This window comes from Yersinia massiliensis CCUG 53443 (assembly GCF_000312485.1).
GTDB lineage: Bacteria > Pseudomonadota > Gammaproteobacteria > Enterobacterales > Enterobacteriaceae > Yersinia > Yersinia massiliensis.
The window spans coordinates 5,392-22,221 of record NZ_HE997643.1 but is presented as its reverse complement, the minus strand read 5'-3'; the positions used below and the strand labels follow the sequence as shown (position 1 = coordinate 22,221).

The window sequence follows — 16,830 nt, the reverse complement described above, 5'->3', positions numbered from 1 at the left end:
TTATGAGTGACGAGTTTAAAGCAGGTGACATTGTTAAGTTGAAATCTGGAGGTCCAGACATGACCGTAAAGGTTTTCTTATCTTCTCAGGGTAACTCTTTCCTGTGTCAATGGTTTGCAGGAAAGAAACTTGAGCAAGGTTATTTTAAGCCGGACTCCTTGGAACTAGTCGTCCCAAAGCCATAGTCCCAAACGCCCACCAGTATTCAGTAGCTGATATTTCTTCTTGGATGATGGGCGAATTAAAAAATGACGGTTGCCTATATCAGCAGGACGTTGTTGATTACCTTGTGAAAGGCGGTCAAGAGCAGCACCTAAAAGAGAATGCAGATGGAAACCAAGCCCTATCGACTAAAGTCATTAATAAATTCAGAGTCGATAGCGGCATAGATGTTGTTTGGGTTAAGCCTGATAAGTACTGGCGCTATCGCGTTGCCGAAGATGAAGACGGCAGAGAAGCGCGAGGCTAGTAATTGTGGCGGCCAGTTTTCTTTTTGGTCGCCATTTAGAATATTCCGCTGGTTGGTAAAGTCTCCCACTCGGAAATGGCGAGACCAACACGATTGAAAACCTATATAAGATTCTGTCAAAGGCACTTGTGAGCACCTTTTGCAGAGTTTTATAAATAGCATCAAATAAAAAACCGCCCGTAGGCGGCTTAACTATTCTTGTATGTATGGCTTCCAGCGCTGGATTACAAAATTTCTATAGTTAATCTCAACAAAACCTTCGACATTTCTAATTTTACGATCTCCAGCATAATCACAAAGGATGTTGCCCTGATCACTCTGAACCCAAATGCGTTGATAAAGCGCTGGCTCTTCTACCTCTATGTCGATCCATTCCATCATTTACATCCTCGGTTAGTGTTCTCCTACACAATACCAAGGACCTGCTTCATTTTGTAATTGGTAATTAAAAGCCGTTGTGAAAGTGGCTCTCGATTGAGGCGGCTCCGATTTCAGAGCCTCCTATTTATCGCTTTGACCGCTTCTGGTCTTCTGTCGCCAGTAAAACATCGAGAAGGATCTCCGCCTTCTCAACATTCGATAAGCCAATAGATATCCGGCCACAATTCAAATACTGGAAACCATCCTTCAAGTAACGGCAGATAGTTTCCAGTTGCTGTTTCTCGCCGTTGGTCATGTTCGGGTTACCTTCCCTTTCCCTGTTTCAGCCAGCACGTAACAAATCAGCTCGTTGGCTTCCTGAACCAGTGATTTGATCTTTGATAAATGCCCCGCTTTCACGCCCTTCCACTCATTAAGTCCAGTGCCAAACATGCTGGCAATGCGCTTATCATGTTTCATGTCCGCACAAGCCTGGTTAAGTTCTTCCATGATGCTTTGTTTGCGGGGATTGATTGCTACGCCTTTAGTCCAGTAGTCATGCAGAGCAGCAAAGCACTCTTCTTGATATTCGACCAACTTACCCCGAATTGATGCCTTAACCCTTGCAGGGTTGATACTGAACAGCCAGCCGTTGAGTTTGCGTAGTGGAAGGCAGAGCATGTTTTGAATACCGCCTTTAGAAGGTATTGCGATATCACAACACCCGTACTTCTCGCGGTCTTTATTCAGCTTTACCGTCTGCGAAGCCCAGTCGAGGCCAATACTTTCCACAATTGGTTTCATCGCCACATAATCAATGCCGTTTTTTCGAACGGTTGTCAGATGATCACCATTGAATTCTACTTCTTTGATTACTGGATAATTCATAGTGTATTCCTTTTGGAAATGACCCTCAGTGCCCAGAAATGACAGCCCATAGAAGCTCACCAGCTATACCGGCATTCCTCTGAGGCTCATTTCCAAACAGGATCTATGGTTGGTTACGCCGGGCATGGCGTTAGATTTACTGCATAAAAAAAGCCCGACCTAAGTCGAGCCCTCTTATTCGATCTGCCGCTATAAAACGTCAGGTGATATGTGTGTTGTACTCAAGTTGCGACAAGCGCAGCTTTGCCACGTCTTCACAGAGTTGCTACACCACTTACGGCTTACCCGTCAGCAAGATGTGATCACACTCCTTGCGGGGTTGAACAATTCTATTTATCACCTTGTCGGGTTGATTCGATTTGTCGAATGCTCGCCTTATCTGCGTTGCACTGCTCTATCACCGTCAACAAGGTGTCATTCAGCAATAGGCTGTTACCCCAAGTTAATATCTCGGATATCTCTGGAGGGATGCAGTCAGAAAGTAAGCTTGCTGGTATCGGTACCTGTGGCACCTGAACGTATTTGATTTGCGTGTTTTCGCAGGAGGTCAGCAGCGGCAGCAGGAACAGGCTTATTAGTACAATCGTCGCCTTTAATCGCTTCTCGAATGTAAACAACGCGAGCCTCACCCGCTTGAGCAATTTTCTGTTTGTCATTCTCGTTGGCCTTGGCGATATCGTTGATGATGTTAACCATGCGTACCTGGTTGCTGAGAATGAACCGGACTTCGTCACGCTCTTTGGCTATTGCGTCTGCTTTCTCGTGCCACTCGTCAGCTTCGTGATAGTAGTAAAGCGATAAGCCAGCCAGAATGATGAGCAGTAGCGCAGGCAGATAGGTGAATATGTTCTTTATCCCGCTAAACATAATTCCCTCTCTATCTCGCGACGGTTCTGTAACCCCTTCCACGGCTTGCCACCGGCATATATCCAGCGGCGTAACTCATCGCAAGCGCCTTTGATATCGCCTGTGTTGAGCTTTTTAAGCAGAGTGGATTTAGTGAATGCGCTCTGGCCTACGTTATAAGTGAATGAGTACAAGGCAGCTTTCTGGTATTTGCTCAGTGGGACTTTTACCGCAGCATCTACAGTACGCTGTACTGGGGCCAAGTCTTTTTGCAATAAAGCGTCGCACTCAGCATCTGAATATTTTTTGTTGGGGATGATGTCTTTTCCGGTGTGGCCATCGCAGACCGTTAAAACACCAATGACATCGTAGTAAGCCACATGCTTGCGGCCTTCTAAACCATCGTCACCACCAAGCAATGCTCCGGCAATTGCCAATGCCCCGGCAGCCGATACGCCAATTATCTTATTGCGGAGAGCTGGAAACATTTGACCGCTCCCGTAGTTGGTATTCTTTGCGCTTGTAGTACCAGTTCACCCCGAACGTTCCGACAGTACAGGCGATACCAATGACAAGCGCCCACTCGTTTAATGACAGCGCACCGAGCATCGTGGTTATGCCGCCGAACCAGTAGGATGAGCCGCTTGAATATTTATCCATTCTCATAGTCTCCCCCTGCCAGTTGGCCTGGGCGTGTATTTGCTGTTTTGGGGAATATCCCACCGCCATGATCCATTCAGACCCGGAGTTTGTTTGAGGGTGATTGGCGCTGGCGGCGGGCTAAATTATTTAAGCGAGGCGTTACGCATTAACATTTCCACAATGGTCATGTCTTGGAACAAAATCTCAATCTCAAGCTTTTCAGCTAAAGAATATTCAGCCCGAGCGCCTGCGCTTGATTGCCAACCATCAAGCATGTAAATAGCATCAGCTCGTTGAAGCATTGCCATGCAAATGCACATGCAGTCAGGCTGAGATAATCCGTCAGGGAGAATTGCTGGATTCAGCGGGACGTGACCAGAAGCCGCTATCTCTTTGGCTGCCGCATTGAATGCAGAGCGATTGAAATTAGGCAAGCCAGTCATGGGGCCAGCGATATAAGTTTTCATTTTTCTGGCTCCAGAAATAAAAAAGGCCCACCGAAGTGAGCCTTAAAATAGATTTGCCACACATGACCAGCGTGCAGGTATTAACGATTGCCTACGGCTAGTGATGTGTGGACTTTTAATTGGGACCATATCGTTAACGTCACCGAAATGGTTATCCGTGATGATTTCATAACGGATAGTAAAATTGATAACGGATTACCACATTCGGCTGGATACTGTTTCACAACGATCGGATTAACCAATCCAGTACCCATGCGAATGTAGAAAGCAAAAAGGCCGCCTTAGCGACCTTGATAGTGATATTCGTAATGCCACTTTTGAGGTGATAACCGAACCATCTCTAGCTTGTAAATAAGTACGTCCACAGTCGCCTTGGGGTTTACATATATTGGTAACGGCGCTGTTAAAGGTTCAAGCTTAGGATACATATTTATGTATGGCAGCGGATGGCTTCCCACAGTGACCCACTCACCATCATACTGACCACCTACAATCATTATTTCCATATACAACCTCGTCTAGTTGCTCGCCATTGATTAAGAGGCAGGCGGTGACGATACCGCTTTTCGGGAGCTACCCTAGCCACTTAGTATTATATAGCAAAAAGGCCCAGCGATTAACTGAGCCTTCTTGATTGTGTAAGCTATGTGACGAACTGACTACTCTTATCATGATATTCAGTTTTTTACGTACGTAAAGATTATTTTTCATATCTAACGCATCCTTGCGCCAAGTGGTTTATCGTCAAGCAACGAGCCTGACTTGTTTATCCATTTCTAGCCTTACTTCTAGCGCCATCAGATAGCCGTCAATGACGCCCTCAGCGTTTTGTAGTTTCTTGCCGATATGACCATCAGAGCAGTGATGTTCTTTCGATAACTGCATGAAGGTTTTGCCAAATACGTAATAGTCAAACAACAAGTTATGAACCGCTGGGTGCTTACTATTTAATCCAGCCATAACACCTGAAATAATTAACCCGTCCTCATCACAGCATTGAGTTCTGCTACTTACTTTTGATGGGATTAGACCTGAAAATCCGGCAGCGATAGGAGGCCAATAGACATCTTCTCTATTGTCAGCGGCCCATGCGCCCCAGCGTTCTAGTACCTGTTGAATGTCACGCATTTATGCTGCCTCTCGAATTAACTGAAAGTCGTTCAGATACAGACCGCCGAAGCTATAGACGATTTCTTCACGGATATTTTCCAGCGTTGCGTATGGGAAGTGACTCAGAAAGAATTCAGCCGCCCTATCAGCTTCGCCGAGCAATTCAGATGAATTTCGTGGGTGAATAACGAAAATGACATCTTGAAAAATTGCTGCCGTTTCACATGGGTAGGTAATTTTGCTCATGATTCCACCCTTTCGTTTTGCCATAGCGGGAGAGGATCTTTGCATCCGGCCTTTCTGATTCTGGCTTTTGCATTTTTCTCTATCTGAATTAGCTTTTCGATATTCTGCCGCCGCTGCTTTTCCTCACGACGTAGATACTTCACGTTCTCCACGTATCTATTTTCGTATTCGCAAAGGTGCAAAATGTAATTGAATGGCTCTACTAGCGCATCACAGCGACGGCACCGTAACGTTCTCTCCTTTTCATTGACCAATACAGATTCGTGCTGGCATCGAATTTTACTTCCACCATCAAGGCGCATTGTCTGAGAGTCATTTAGGGATTCTTTTCTTTCCGGAAAGGCGACGACATTACTTAATTCACTTTCGGTATCAGTGCTCATGCTGACCTCTTCCTGTTAGCCGTCCCCACCATCAGCCGCCCGTTAACAATGGCGTGACGCTCACTCTTAGAGTCATTGGCGTATTTCTTTACCGTTGCACGTTGAGTATTTAGCTGGGCCGCTACAGTTGATTGGTTTCCATAGGCGGCAATTAGTAACTCGGGAATAGTTTTCACATCTGCTTTCATGCGGCCTCCTGAAGTTTTATAAACTCACGTAATTTCGCTCTGTATAGCTTTCTGATGGTTTCGAGTTCTTCGCGGGTGTATCGGTGAGGGGTATTGTTGTTTTCGAGCGCCTCAACGCGCTGAGTGCCGATTTTCTTTACAAGATTGATGCGGTACGGTGTGACATTTCCTGACTGATGGGTATTACACGCACTGCATTGTTTATTTATATTGTCCTCCACATATCGAATTTGGGATGCTTTAGCTATCGTTCTGAAATGCCCAGCGTGCCATTCAAATGCCTGATAAGTTCCGCAACTGATACAGGGCTCATCAACATCTCGACACTTGGTGATGTAGTCATTCACTGCACGCTGCGTCATATCCTCCCAATGCTTCAATGGCTTCAACTTAGCCTTGCGCTCTCTCCATGATTTCCTTTCTTCCAATGCCTTTTCAGCCGCTTTCTTTTCAGATTGCCGCTTTTGGTAAAGGTAAGCACAGTGACCACAGCAGACTATTTGGAGGGAGTTTCTAGGGGTGAACTTGGTGGGGCAGACTTTGCACTTCTTTTGCTTGGGCGGCTTATTCTTCGGCTTGCCGGTTATCATCGGCGTCCTCCTCTGGTTCGATGTAGTGACCCTCGATTGCCAGAGCCATTCTCTTTAGCCAGTCAGCAAGCTTTAGCGCTGCAGCTTTCTCAGTTTCCATGTAAGGGAATTCAGTAATAACCACTTCGGCCTTATAGCCAAAAGTGTTGCCATGAATAACCATCTCTTGTTCTAAAATGGTTTTTGCTGAATGTTTAACGAAATACCGGCTTTCTGATGTTTGGTTGGACCTGTCTTTTTTGAAGGCAATTAAATCAACCGTAGTGCGGGAGTCATCCTGTAATTTCTTAACTAAATCTCGAAAGCTACTCATCTTTTTTCTCCTTCGCTGCTTTATCAATGCATTTCTGATGAGCGTAGGTTTCACCCTTGTTAAGCATCAGGAAGCAGAAGATACATATTGATTGGGGGAGCTCAGGCATGGCTGCTCTCCTTCATCTTCAGGAAGACAATCATGGCGGAGCGGAGAATTTTGTCCGGTATAACGTGGTCCACAATTATCTGGTCGCACGGTGATGAAGCGAGGCACCACTCAGCATTACATCCATCCTCCAAGCTTCTGTCGAACATCAGGCTTATTTTATTTGCCATGATAATCGGCCATGCATCAGCGGGGTTGTTGCAGTAGTCATTCTGACCGGTTCCTACCATCACTTTGTCAGCAAAACTAATGTGCCCGCCCACCAATTTATTAATATCTTCGTCGCTCATCGCTGAATAGTCACTCATCGCGTTCTCCTTACTTTGTCGAATTTTGCTTGCAACAGCCCATGGAATAATCAAATGTCTTTATCTGGCTTGCGGGGATTGGGGGTTTAGGCTTGGTTCGGTGGGATACTTTAAAGATTGAATTTTCCATTACTGCAACTATGCTGCTTTGCCTTTGTCGCATGGTGTATTTCCCCATCGGTTGGCCCACTCCACTTCTCGCTTGGCATCATCGCTAAACTTCACGTTATGCTCAGTGCCGAACCAGTAAGCGGCCTCAATAATCTCTACCATCTCGCTCTTTCTCATCTGGCTTGTGCGATGACCAAAGCGAACATAGCCACCTGTAATGCCCGGTGCCTGTCTGCGTTCCTGCTTCTTGGTTTCTGCGACAAGGTCAGTGATTAAATCCTTCCAGTCCTCTTTGCTGTACTTCACACCATGCCAGAAAACCTGCTCAGCAATGTCAGTAAGCAGCGGCCACATTTTGTTATTCTGTGGAAGACTTCGTTTGGGTTCCTGGATGATGACTTCTTTGGGGGATTTGAAATCGAGCGGTGTGTTTCTGATGGCTGCTATTGCGTTATTTCTGATGCTTTCGTTTAGAAGTAAATACTTTTGTTTATCCATTTTCCTTCTCCCGCCACCAAATATAAAAGTGAAAGAACCAGAAACCGAAGCAAGGGATCGGCCCGTCCATCCAGTCTTTTCTATAACCGAAGTAACGTAGATGTCTCGGCAAGGTGTTCCAGCAAAGTATCTCGTTACGGTTTATTCGGATGTGATATTTCATGGATTCTCCGGTGCGGCGGCTAGCATATTTGCATAGCGCTCTTGCATGCTTTCAAAGCTTCCTGTCATCCCCAGCAGAGTGAGCATGGCTAAAGTTGCCTCTTTCGGTAATAGTTTCCAACCTTCCGGTATCTCCGGAGAGTTCAACTGGGGGGTGGTGTAGAACTTAGTTACTGCTAATTCTGGGCAATGCTCTTTAACAAAATCAGCCTTTCTCTTTTCCTGCGTCCAAATTTCACCAATTGCTCCACGCCATAGCCAAGCCTCAGGCTCAGCCCTCTTTGCAGCTAACGCGATTCGGGCTAGTGCCATCTGTTCGCAGCGAGTCAATCCGTTTTCTAGTGGCTGACGAATAAATTCTTCCAGTCTCTCTACAGTGAAACTATCTAACTCTTTCATCAGCATTTTCTCTCATTCAGTATTCTGTCGTGATAAACAATGGCCTTGGCTTTAGTGGCAATCCGCATCCCTTCAATTTGCTGCTTAGCAACCTTTGACCAATGCTGGGTATCGTCAAAGTAATAGCTATGCGTGAAAAGAATCGAATCCATTACATCAAGTGCTCTCTTTATTCGGCTTGGGATTGCTAACATTTCTCACTCTCTCCCTTGATTCGAATGCCGGCAGTGCGGACAACGGAATAACATTGAATAATTGCGGCTGTAAACCCGTTGGCATAATCACTCGTATGGCCCTGTTCAAGCGCCTCACGACAGGTCATTTCTTCAGGAATATCCACCTCGATGCTTTCTCGCGCAGCTTTCCATGCTTCAAAATACTGTTGCAATGGCATGTTCCAGTAACCGCCATCATCAAACTTTTCAGCAATCATCGTTTTGCTTTGGGGCCACCAAGTAACCACCCAAGCTTCAAAGTCAGACTGCGATTTAGTTATGTCCATCAGAAACCACCTTGTTGTTTGGATGACCGGCGATCTGATTCATCAGCCTTTGCTCTGGCTTGAGTCTGGTCACAGTCATAAATTGCCCCGAATAGCTGCTCAACATACACAATGCCGTTTTCACCGTGGCGATTAAGCTTCAGCAGCAGCTCTGTATCGTGTTGATTGGCGTTATCGTCGTAAGCGCCAGCGCGGTATATTCCGAGCCAGTAGTCGCAGTCCTGTTCGATTTGTCCGGTATCGCGGGAGTCGCTAGGGAGTGGGCGTTTGTTGTTTCGCTTTTCCAAATCACGGTTAAGCTGGGTTAGCAACACAACGACGCAATCCAGTTCTTTGGCGAGGTTCTTTAGTCCTTTGGTAATCATTCCGTAGGCCAAGTCGTTGCGATCGGCTTTCTCGGCTTTCATCAGCGTTAGATAGTCAACCAATACCATGCCAACAACGCCACGTTCACGCTTGATACGGCGGCATTCTGAAACGATGTGAGTCAGTGAAAGACCCGGGGTGTCGTCGATATAGAGATTACCGTTGGTAGCCAGCTCTACGCCCTTGGCAGAAGCCAGAGCAAACCGGTTATCGTCGTACCCATCAAGATAGAAATTCTTGCTTGATACGCCGGATATCTGGGTGATCATACGTTCGGCAAGTTGCAGGTCTGGCATTTCCAAACTGAATGCCAGCGCTGGCAGCTTCTCGTTCATCGCACAGTTGATAGCCATGTTGAGGTAGACCGTTGTTTTTCCCATCTTAGGCCGTGCACCAACGACGAACAGTGACCCTTTCACAATGCGCTTTGGTTCCAGCATGGCGTCGAGTGAAGGTATTCCGCTGGTTAGCCCGATAGCGCTTTGGTCGCCAGAAAATCGCTTCTCCACGACATCAACCCAGTCAGTAAATACATCTTCGAACCGGCGTAAGCCTCTCTGATTACCCGTCTTAGCGTGATCTGCTATTTGCGAAAACAGGGACTGAGCCGCTTCGAATTTCTCTTCAGCCGTCATGCCGTCATTGGCGTAGAACAGCTCAGTGATTTTGTTGGCCTTCTCAATGCCGTAACGCTTCATTGCTCGATCGCGGATCACGTTCGCATAAGCGACAATGTTCGCAGCGCTGGGCGTGTTCTTGGATAGCTCAGCCAGATAACCGAACCCGCCGACCGTATCCAGCTCACCACTATCACCGAGAGACTCCGATAACGTGATCAGGTCTAGCGGTTGCTGCTGGCTATCAAGACGACGCAAGCCTTCGTAAATAATGCGATGTGGGCGACTGAAGAACGATTCAGACTTGAGGATTGAAAACACAGTTCGGCACCGGTCAGTGTCACCGCCGTCAATCATCAGCCCACCAAGAACACTCTGCTCAGCTTCAAGGCTGTGCGGCGGTAATTTATAATCAATGGTCATCCTTGGCCCCCTCACGGACTAGCAGATAAGTTTCATCGTTCAGGAAATACTCCAGCCCTTTTTTCTGCCACGTCTTGCCAGAACGAGCATCAGGTCTGTTTTCCAGCATCCAGCGGCAGTTGGTGGAAATGTAAGTCAGGTAGGCTTTCCAGCTTTCCAGCGTGAATGGCTGGCTGTCCAGTTGCCGAGTTATCTTGCTGGCTTTCACCCAGAAGGTTTTGATCAGGTTACGTCGCTTGTCACTGAGTGCTCTTATGCCTTTGGCTTCTGGCAGAATGTCGTGATAAGCATTGACCACATCTTCACAACTGAATGACGGTTTTTTCTTTCCCGTTTTATCGGCTGAAGAGGGACTCTCTATTACGTTAGTAATAGAGTTATTAGTTATTTCATTGTTTGTGGCACTCTGTTGGTAATCTGTTGGCACAACCTCCGCGCCAGCGCTTGGTGCAAGCGGCTTTGCGTTGGCACTTTGTTGGTAATCTGTTGGCACAATATTTGGCTGATATTCGTCGTATTTTGTGACGTAAATTAGTGAGAATTTCTTGGTGGTTGACTTGGTGATCATCCCAAGTTTTTCAAACTTACCGATGAGATATTTGATGCGGTTACCGGTAATACCGGTTGCCAGTTCCAGCTTATTTCTGCCAGTCATAAACTCACCACGACGAACCATGACATCACCCAGCTCAGTATTAATTATTGCCGGTGCGTGATTGGCGATAAGTATGAAATGGAACCACAGGTGAACCGCTTCAGAATCCGTCCTGTAGAAAGGCAGATCCATTATTTTCCTATGCATCAAGGCAAACCCCTTACCGGTTGCCTCCGGCCTTACTGTGTCTGGTTGACGAAACGCTAAGACGTTACTCATTGGCTTTCCCCTGCATAGCCTTAAGCTCCTTGAATTTCTCAACGAGCTTGTGACCGAATATTGGATTGTCCACGCAGACCATGACTAACTCGTCAGGTTTGGCGGATCGCTGCTGAGTAACCTCTCGCTGCTTTGCGTTAGTTTTCTTTCGCATGTATAATTACCTCTGTAATTGGCTTGCATACCTGATTACCGATGCCCTGACAGTTCTAGCTGTTGGGGCATTTTCTTTAGAACAATGCTGATTGCTGAGACGCTTTAGCTTCACGATACTTAACCCGAAGCTCATCAGCCCTGTCTGATGCCGTTGTGTTCTTCTTGGCCCATTCCTTAGCCAGTCGCAGGCAATCGTCATATATCCGTCCCTTAGCACTAGCCTGTGATGCCCGCTTGTAATAATCCTCACCAAATGCTGCCCCCCCTTTTGCAATTGCTGGCGGGTACTTCAATTTGAGAAGCTCTTTCTCAATTTGGTCGTAAACAAACTGACTCCAGCTCATAAACACCTCTACGCCTTGATATGCTCCAGCATCGAAAGAAGCTTTTTAGCTTCCTCGCCTGTAATGACTATGTTTTGTTCGCATCCCTCCGGCGCTACGCTGTCGTTAGGCATGCCGAGAATGTGAACCATCTGACTGGCTAGCTTCGCTATGCGAGCCTTGTCACGGCTCAAAGCTGTGGGATGAATTCCCATCAACTTCGCCATTGCGTTATTGCCAAATTCCAATGCGGTTTTAAGCCAGTAGCCTTCGAGCACTTCTGGCTTACACGTGATTGATAAACTGTTGCGAGTAATTGCACGTTCCATGCGTAATACTTCCCTTGTGATTTGATTGGTACGTGACAAAGCTGTGAGCTTGTCACTTTGGTTTTCCATCCAGTGCCTTTTCGGCCAAAAGGATGAAGAGGTCAGATTGTTTAAAGAGCGGTAGTGCTTAAGCTGCTTTTTTGTTGCTTGGGAACGGGCGAACTTCTTCGCCTTTAACACTTCCATCAGGCATTACAGTCACGACAATGTGGCGACCTGCTCGAATGGCTTTACTGATTGCACACTGAATAACGCCAAAATCACTGGCAGCCTTTGCTTGTCCGTGAATTTCTGCGTAATCAGCCAAAGTCATTTTGTTCATAGACACACTCCATTTTTGTATCAACAAAAGAATACTACAGGTATTTATTATATTCAATACCTAAGATATTTCGCACTAAATACCATCGCTATTACAATGAGATTATGGAAAAGAGAAAGGAATTGACGACAGAACAGCTAGAGGACGCTAAGCGGCTAAAGGCTTTGTATGAGTCAAAGAAAAAATCCTTGGGAATTACTCAGTATACGATTGCTGATGACCTAGGAATATCACAAGGTGCTGTGGGGCATTACCTTAATGGTAGGAATGCACTTAACGCGCCGATAGCATCGGTGTTTGCAAAAGCCTTGCAGGTATCCATATCTGATTTTAGTCCATCGATTGCAAGAGAGATTTCTGACTATGCAGCTTCAAATACCGAAGATCCACAACGTCCGATAATCCTCGCCTACACGTACCCATTATTCTCTACCGTTCAGGCAGGAAACTTTTCTGCCGTGGGTTCATATACAGAGAAAGATGCAAAAGATTGGATTAGTACCACGAAGAAAGCTAGCGACTTAGCGTTCTGGCTTGAGGTTTCCGGACACTCAATGACCGCACCTCATGGCTTTAAGCCTAGCTTTCCTGAGGGAATGTTGATTTTGGTGGATCCAAAAGAAGATGTGACTTATGGCGATTTCTGTGTTGCTGGTATCCATAACGATACTGAGGTCACATTCAAGAAGTTTACATGGGATGACGGTTATCGCTGGCTTGAGCCGCTAAATAATAATCCTAGATATCAAAGTATACGATTTGACGAGAACTGTCGGATTATTGGGAAAGTGGTTAAAGCACAGTGGCCCGAAGATACATTCAACTAACCCACGGCTAACCCACTGCTAGGGTGGGTAAACTCCAACCGGCGTATAAAAGTTAGATAACAACAAGGACTGCCTTTACACCATGGATAATCGGATACTAAAGGTAAAAGAATTTGTGAGGCGAATCCCTGAGGGTTCTACGCGCCCTTTCTTATGCAAATGTGAGGATGGGGAACTCTATGTTGTAAAGGGTATGCCTAATCTGCCAAGAAAAGAGCTAATGGCTGAATGGATAGCAGGATGTTTAGCAAAAGCACTAGGGTTATCAATTCCTGACTTTAAAATTGTAGAAGTAGATCAATCATTAGTTGAGTTCGTACCAGACCTGAAAGGCGAGTTAAGCCCCGGCTACGCTTTTGCAACGAAGTTTATTTCTGGGGCTGGGGCCATTACGTTACAACAAGCGCATTCTAGTGTTGAAACACCACATCAAAAAAGAATATATCTTTTTGATAGATGGATAAAAAACTCCGATAGAACCCTGTCCGCTCGCGGGGGAAATATCAACATTATCTTTGACTATTTTAACAGTAGGCATTACTTAATTGACCATAACCTCGCCTTCGATCATGATGAAGCTGAGGCTGATGTAAAAATGCATGTTTATAGTCCACAACACAGAAGTTGGATTTTTGATATCGTAGATCGGCAAGAGTGCGAGGATGAAATCGAGCTAGCCAGAAATATTCTAGCTGAATGCATTGCAGAAATTCCCGAAGAGTGGAAACTTGAAGAGCCAGATGAGAACGATCTTTTTATCTCATACATAGAAGATACTTTAGCACGTGCATCGAATGACGTTTTTTGGAGCCAGATAACATGAGCACACCATGCCTATATAGCATAGTGAGATACGCACCATTCGCAGAAACTGAAGAGTTTGCGAACATTGGTGTAGTCATGTGCGCCCCCAAAAAGCGAACCTTTCACTTCATGCTTACTCAAAGCAATGATGCTAGAGTTACGGCATTTTTTAGGGATGATACAATTTTCCCTTTAGCTAAAGATGCCGTCGCAAGGGAATTAAAATATGCACAAGAACAAAGCCATAGATTCCGCACATCCGAAGAACTAGCTAATTTTTTCAATTACTTAACTGCAAGGCGGGAATCTATTTTTCACTTTAGTTCAACTAGGGTTGTTCTGGCTGATAATCCAGAAAGTGAGATTGTTAGGATTTATAATCAGTTCGTAAATCATTCTGATTACAGCAAAGAACGAAGAGAAGAGATACTTGCGAAAGAACTAAAGCGTAGATTAAATGCTCATGCTGAACTAAGACACGCATTTAAAAAAGAAACCTTTGGTGGAGATTTAACTAGATTCAGTATGCCATTCGTTGCAAAGAATGAAGATGAAGTCCTTTGTGCCATTAAGCCACTGGCGTTTGTACAAAAAGAGCCAGGGAAAATGATGGAGCATTGCGATTCATGGGTGGCACGCGTTAGCAGGGCTGCCGCAGAGAACTTACTAAATTTATCAAGTGTGCTTTTCACTATTGATGGACATAAAAGCCCATCAATTTCTGAAGCAAAAGCAATGAGCGAAATTAGAAAAACTTTTGATAACAATCATATTATGCACTTTAGGCATGATGATGAAAAATCAATAATTGAGTTTGCTAAAGCCTCTTTGTGACGCACAACCCGGCCCCGCTGCCGGGTTTTTTGTGCCTGCAATCTGACAATCTCACTCTTCCAGCAGCTTAACCGCCAGTTCCATTACCCGCAACTGATCGTCATCCCACTTATCTAATCCTTTCGCTAGCTCCGTTCGAATCACATCGGCTATAGCCACTCTTTTAGTCTCATGACCTTCTGCCACCATAGCGAATACCACATCGCCAACTATACGGCACATTTCTTGATATCGAATTTGTGCTTGCTCTTCGTAGTTCATACCTACCTCCGCATAAATTTCACCCAACTTAGCACACTTTTTACTCCTGACAGGTGAGTTCGATGTGCAAATCTGCATATCAGTAAAAATAAATCACGTTAAAAATCAATACCTAAAATATTCTTTTTCATTTTAAAATACCTTGGGTATTTACATATTAAATATCAATGGTATTCTTTAGCCATCGAAACGAAACATCGATGCGGACGACGGAACTACTCGCCGCGCCAGTCAGGACGACAGGCTGCTTATTTAACAATAGAGAAAGTCGGAAGGTCACAGAATCTCTGTCATCCCCCTACGCACAAATGCGACGTACCACCGAGCGCGATCCGGTCGATGGGAAGATTAGCCCCGCATGAGAATGAGAACGGGCGCGAATGGGCAGCACTGTATGGGTGAATGTGATAAGCGCAAAAATGTTTATTACAGGTCGTTTTGATAGCGGCCTGTGCTGAACAAGTGAGGTGACTATGAATTCAAAGCAAAAGAGACGGGCGTGGCGACACGAACGCAGGCAGAACGAAAGGGAAATATTGGCAGCTACTGGGGCGGTTATACGTTCAGCCATACCGGCATCATTGTTTTCAGCAGGCTTCCGTAAAGTTCGTGAAGATTGCTATCACGTTATTAAGTGAGAAATCATGCAACGAGAAATTAATGATTTTGTCGGCTGGGGATTAGATGGATACGGCAACGCTACCTTGTTCTGTAGTCACTGTCGGGCGGTATTTTACAAGACCGCTAATCAGTCAAAGATAATTCAGGCTAAACGAGTTTTCAGCAAAAAGCATAAATGCTAACCGGAAGCCCACCACATAGTTAAGGGGTAAGAGAATGCCGTACAAGTTAAATCAAAAAATAAAGAATCACATTGCCGATATGGCAACTCGCAGCAAACATAAAGCGGCATTTGATAAAGCATTTGCAGCTTTCAAAGAAGATGCATGTCTGCAGCTTTATAAGAAATATCAGAATGAATTGTTTGAGGGTGTTAGCCCTGTAGTTCTGGAAACTTGCGATAAGACAGACCGAATCGACTTATACAGCGATCGAATAGATGTCAGCGCCATATCGACAGCAATGCAGCTTCATTCAGACAAGCTAGAGCGATTTGGAATTGGTCGCTACGTGTATGGGAAGGGTTATGCATTTTACGCTAGTGACCTTTCTGACAAAACTGCGTTAAAGAAATTAATGACAACTGTCAGATCAATAATTCAATTCAGAAGTGATTTGCTCTCTGCCATGGCCCACTTCAAATCCGGTGAAAAGATGGTTGCCGCATTGCCTTGGACGGATAAGTTTTACCCAGAAGAAGACAAGACTCCAACCTGCAATATCGTGCCGGTTTCTGTAATCGAAAAGGCAAACAGCTTAATGGGAATTAAGGCTAACCCCTCCAACTAAATAGGTGAGATATGGGAAAAATGACTTTTGTCGTTGAGTTTGAAGATGGCAAAGAACCAGCGGTAAACAAGGCCACTGATATTCTTGGAGGTCAGTTAGTTCGGGTTGCATTTAGAGATAGCATTCTTAATGTTGACAGCCTAAATCAAGAGGCATTGGCGGTTGAACTTTGGAATGAGTTAACTGAACTTACCCAGAGTAGCGAAACAGAATGGGAGGATGAACCATACGCCGATTTTTATCGAGATGCCGTGACTAACCTTATAGAAAGCATCCAAAACCAATTTCAAGACTAACCTCCCCCACTAACTCCCCACTCCCACTACTAAATAACTGACTATAGTCGGTGTTTTGCTGTGGGCCAAATACAAGGAAATGAGCATGGCAGATGAAAGCACCGATTTGGCGGTAATCGACATAAAGCCTGAATCCTACCCGACTTTGTATATCCCGAACGGGCTTGATAGCTACCTTAACCAGATTCGACAGGAGGTTAATGAAGTCCCTGACCTATCAACAGCGAAAGGTAGAGCGCGGATTGCGTCACTAGCAGCTTCCGTATCCCGCAGCAAGACGGCGATTGAAAAGCCGGGCCGAGATTACCTGAAAAAGCTGAAAGAAGCTGTGAAACCTGCTGAAGCAGAAATTAAGCGGTTCGTTGATGAATGCGACGCATTGCGAGACGAAACACGAC

At 45.4% G+C, this 16,830-nt stretch carries 33 protein-coding genes and 1 pseudogene; 8 read left to right on the top strand and 26 right to left on the bottom strand.

The genetic code is table 11. The features are described 5' to 3' along the window. Window positions 1–2 precede the first annotated feature (2 nt). Together BN68_RS00205 and BN68_RS00200 are read left to right on the top strand one after the other, a co-directional pair. Complete coding sequence (locus tag BN68_RS00205; RefSeq protein WP_019209137.1) at window positions 3–185, top strand: YodC family protein; 183 nt, start codon at window positions 3–5, stop codon at window positions 183–185. A gap of 32 nt (window positions 186–217) precedes the next feature. Continuing rightward, window positions 218–469, top strand: coding sequence for a DUF6953 family protein (locus BN68_RS00200; RefSeq protein WP_391592542.1), 252 nt, complete (start codon window positions 218–220; stop codon window positions 467–469). 192 nt (window positions 470–661) lie between these two features. Here the strand turns inward: BN68_RS00200 and BN68_RS00195 are convergent, their stop codons facing one another. From BN68_RS00195 to BN68_RS00085, 25 genes are all read right to left on the bottom strand, one after another. After that, on the bottom strand, window positions 662–847 hold the full coding sequence (locus BN68_RS00195; protein ID WP_042806342.1) for a hypothetical protein: 186 nt from the start codon (window positions 845–847) through the stop codon (window positions 662–664). Between the two features lie 127 nt (window positions 848–974). Further along, window positions 975–1,145 (bottom strand): hypothetical protein, encoded by a 171-nt coding sequence (locus BN68_RS23785; RefSeq protein ID WP_019209134.1) that lies wholly within the window; start codon window positions 1,143–1,145, stop codon window positions 975–977. Next, on the bottom strand, window positions 1,142–1,717 hold the full coding sequence (locus BN68_RS00190; protein ID WP_019209133.1) for a phage antirepressor N-terminal domain-containing protein: 576 nt from the start codon (window positions 1,715–1,717) through the stop codon (window positions 1,142–1,144). Before BN68_RS00190 ends, BN68_RS23785 begins: the two co-directional genes overlap by 4 nt. Window positions 1,718–2,046: 329 nt before the next feature. After that, window positions 2,047–2,229: an Rz1-like lysis system protein LysC gene (lysC, locus tag BN68_RS24640; RefSeq protein ID WP_455685167.1), complete on the bottom strand. Its 183-nt coding sequence runs from the start codon at window positions 2,227–2,229 to the stop codon at window positions 2,047–2,049. Beyond that, window positions 2,192–2,584 (bottom strand): hypothetical protein, encoded by a 393-nt coding sequence (locus BN68_RS23580; protein ID WP_042806340.1) that lies wholly within the window; start codon window positions 2,582–2,584, stop codon window positions 2,192–2,194. The genes lysC and BN68_RS23580 overlap by 38 nt, the downstream gene beginning before the upstream one ends. After that, complete coding sequence (locus BN68_RS00180; protein WP_019209131.1) at window positions 2,569–3,051, bottom strand: lysozyme; 483 nt, start codon at window positions 3,049–3,051, stop codon at window positions 2,569–2,571. The genes BN68_RS23580 and BN68_RS00180 overlap by 16 nt, the downstream gene beginning before the upstream one ends. After that, on the bottom strand, window positions 3,029–3,229 hold the full coding sequence (locus BN68_RS00175; protein ID WP_042806445.1) for a phage holin family protein: 201 nt from the start codon (window positions 3,227–3,229) through the stop codon (window positions 3,029–3,031). The genes BN68_RS00180 and BN68_RS00175 overlap by 23 nt, the downstream gene beginning before the upstream one ends. Before the next feature lie 119 nt (window positions 3,230–3,348). Then, the gene (locus BN68_RS00170) at window positions 3,349–3,672 is read right to left on the bottom strand and encodes a DUF4406 domain-containing protein (protein WP_019209129.1); all 324 of its coding nucleotides are present in this window, start codon (window positions 3,670–3,672) and stop codon (window positions 3,349–3,351) included. A 744-nt stretch (window positions 3,673–4,416) separates the two neighbouring features. Continuing rightward, a complete protein-coding gene (locus tag BN68_RS00160) occupies window positions 4,417–4,800 on the bottom strand; it encodes an antiterminator Q family protein (protein ID WP_019209127.1) in 384 nt (127 codons plus the stop codon). Beyond that, window positions 4,801–5,028: a hypothetical protein gene (locus tag BN68_RS00155; protein ID WP_019209126.1), complete on the bottom strand. Its 228-nt coding sequence runs from the start codon at window positions 5,026–5,028 to the stop codon at window positions 4,801–4,803. After that, on the bottom strand, window positions 5,025–5,411 hold the full coding sequence (locus tag BN68_RS00150) for a hypothetical protein (protein ID WP_019209125.1): 387 nt from the start codon (window positions 5,409–5,411) through the stop codon (window positions 5,025–5,027). Before BN68_RS00150 ends, BN68_RS00155 begins: the two co-directional genes overlap by 4 nt. Then, window positions 5,408–5,599, bottom strand: a complete 192-nt coding sequence (locus BN68_RS00145; RefSeq protein ID WP_019209124.1) for a protein ninH — start codon at window positions 5,597–5,599, stop codon at window positions 5,408–5,410. Before BN68_RS00145 ends, BN68_RS00150 begins: the two co-directional genes overlap by 4 nt. Further along, window positions 5,596–6,189: a recombination protein NinG gene (locus BN68_RS00140; protein ID WP_019209123.1), complete on the bottom strand. Its 594-nt coding sequence runs from the start codon at window positions 6,187–6,189 to the stop codon at window positions 5,596–5,598. Before BN68_RS00140 ends, BN68_RS00145 begins: the two co-directional genes overlap by 4 nt. Then, window positions 6,164–6,502, bottom strand: a complete 339-nt coding sequence (locus BN68_RS00135; RefSeq protein ID WP_019209122.1) for a hypothetical protein — start codon at window positions 6,500–6,502, stop codon at window positions 6,164–6,166. Before BN68_RS00135 ends, BN68_RS00140 begins: the two co-directional genes overlap by 26 nt. A gap of 101 nt (window positions 6,503–6,603) precedes the next feature. Beyond that, window positions 6,604–6,918, bottom strand: a complete 315-nt coding sequence (locus BN68_RS00130) for a phage protein NinX family protein (RefSeq protein ID WP_019209120.1) — start codon at window positions 6,916–6,918, stop codon at window positions 6,604–6,606. A 138-nt stretch (window positions 6,919–7,056) separates the two neighbouring features. Beyond that, window positions 7,057–7,527, bottom strand: coding sequence for a recombination protein NinB (locus tag BN68_RS00125; protein WP_019209119.1), 471 nt, complete (start codon window positions 7,525–7,527; stop codon window positions 7,057–7,059). Between the two features lie 159 nt (window positions 7,528–7,686). Continuing rightward, complete coding sequence (locus BN68_RS00120; RefSeq protein ID WP_145579332.1) at window positions 7,687–8,088, bottom strand: hypothetical protein; 402 nt, start codon at window positions 8,086–8,088, stop codon at window positions 7,687–7,689. Further along, window positions 8,088–8,240 (bottom strand): hypothetical protein, encoded by a 153-nt coding sequence (locus BN68_RS00115; protein ID WP_154295269.1) that lies wholly within the window; start codon window positions 8,238–8,240, stop codon window positions 8,088–8,090. Before BN68_RS00115 ends, BN68_RS00120 begins: the two co-directional genes overlap by 1 nt. Window positions 8,241–8,275: 35 nt before the next feature. Next, window positions 8,276–8,590 (bottom strand): hypothetical protein, encoded by a 315-nt coding sequence (locus tag BN68_RS00110; RefSeq protein WP_019209115.1) that lies wholly within the window; start codon window positions 8,588–8,590, stop codon window positions 8,276–8,278. Further along, the gene (locus BN68_RS00105) at window positions 8,590–9,996 is read right to left on the bottom strand and encodes a DnaB-like helicase C-terminal domain-containing protein (protein WP_019209114.1); all 1,407 of its coding nucleotides are present in this window, start codon (window positions 9,994–9,996) and stop codon (window positions 8,590–8,592) included. The genes BN68_RS00110 and BN68_RS00105 overlap by 1 nt, the downstream gene beginning before the upstream one ends. After that, a complete protein-coding gene (locus BN68_RS00100; RefSeq protein ID WP_019209113.1) occupies window positions 9,986–10,870 on the bottom strand; it encodes a hypothetical protein in 885 nt (294 codons plus the stop codon). The genes BN68_RS00105 and BN68_RS00100 overlap by 11 nt, the downstream gene beginning before the upstream one ends. Continuing rightward, window positions 10,863–11,024 carry a hypothetical protein gene (locus BN68_RS23780; RefSeq protein WP_019209112.1) on the bottom strand — a complete coding sequence of 54 codons (162 nt, stop codon included), beginning with the start codon at window positions 11,022–11,024 and terminating at the stop codon, window positions 10,863–10,865. The genes BN68_RS00100 and BN68_RS23780 overlap by 8 nt, the downstream gene beginning before the upstream one ends. A gap of 76 nt (window positions 11,025–11,100) precedes the next feature. After that, on the bottom strand, window positions 11,101–11,370 hold the full coding sequence (locus tag BN68_RS00095; RefSeq protein WP_019209111.1) for a hypothetical protein: 270 nt from the start codon (window positions 11,368–11,370) through the stop codon (window positions 11,101–11,103). A gap of 8 nt (window positions 11,371–11,378) precedes the next feature. After that, the gene (locus BN68_RS00090; protein ID WP_231294015.1) at window positions 11,379–11,747 is read right to left on the bottom strand and encodes a hypothetical protein; all 369 of its coding nucleotides are present in this window, start codon (window positions 11,745–11,747) and stop codon (window positions 11,379–11,381) included. Between the two features lie 58 nt (window positions 11,748–11,805). Continuing rightward, on the bottom strand, window positions 11,806–12,000 hold the full coding sequence (locus tag BN68_RS00085) for a Cro/CI family transcriptional regulator (RefSeq protein WP_019209109.1): 195 nt from the start codon (window positions 11,998–12,000) through the stop codon (window positions 11,806–11,808). A gap of 101 nt (window positions 12,001–12,101) precedes the next feature. Between BN68_RS00085 and BN68_RS00080 the strand changes: the two genes are divergently transcribed. From BN68_RS00080 to BN68_RS00070, 3 genes are all read left to right on the top strand, one after another. After that, complete coding sequence (locus BN68_RS00080; protein WP_145579331.1) at window positions 12,102–12,827, top strand: LexA family protein; 726 nt, start codon at window positions 12,102–12,104, stop codon at window positions 12,825–12,827. Between the two features lie 82 nt (window positions 12,828–12,909). Next, window positions 12,910–13,650, top strand: a complete 741-nt coding sequence (locus BN68_RS00075) for a HipA family kinase (RefSeq protein WP_019209107.1) — start codon at window positions 12,910–12,912, stop codon at window positions 13,648–13,650. Beyond that, complete coding sequence (locus BN68_RS00070) at window positions 13,647–14,465, top strand: DUF3037 domain-containing protein (RefSeq protein ID WP_019209106.1); 819 nt, start codon at window positions 13,647–13,649, stop codon at window positions 14,463–14,465. The genes BN68_RS00075 and BN68_RS00070 overlap by 4 nt, the downstream gene beginning before the upstream one ends. Before the next feature lie 51 nt (window positions 14,466–14,516). Here the strand turns inward: BN68_RS00070 and fumD are convergent, their stop codons facing one another. Continuing rightward, window positions 14,517–14,726 (bottom strand): fumarate hydratase FumD, encoded by a 210-nt coding sequence (fumD, locus tag BN68_RS00065; protein ID WP_019209105.1) that lies wholly within the window; start codon window positions 14,724–14,726, stop codon window positions 14,517–14,519. A gap of 837 nt (window positions 14,727–15,563) precedes the next feature. Between fumD and BN68_RS00060 the strand changes: the two genes are divergently transcribed. From BN68_RS00060 to BN68_RS00050, 3 genes and pseudogenes are all read left to right on the top strand, one after another. After that, window positions 15,564–16,136, top strand: a complete 573-nt coding sequence (locus BN68_RS00060; RefSeq protein ID WP_019209104.1) for a hypothetical protein — start codon at window positions 15,564–15,566, stop codon at window positions 16,134–16,136. An 11-nt stretch (window positions 16,137–16,147) separates the two neighbouring features. Beyond that, a complete protein-coding gene (locus tag BN68_RS00055) occupies window positions 16,148–16,432 on the top strand; it encodes a hypothetical protein (protein WP_019209103.1) in 285 nt (94 codons plus the stop codon). An 85-nt stretch (window positions 16,433–16,517) separates the two neighbouring features. Continuing rightward, window positions 16,518–16,830 (top strand): annotated as a pseudogene (locus BN68_RS00050) (hypothetical protein); the annotation flags it as partial.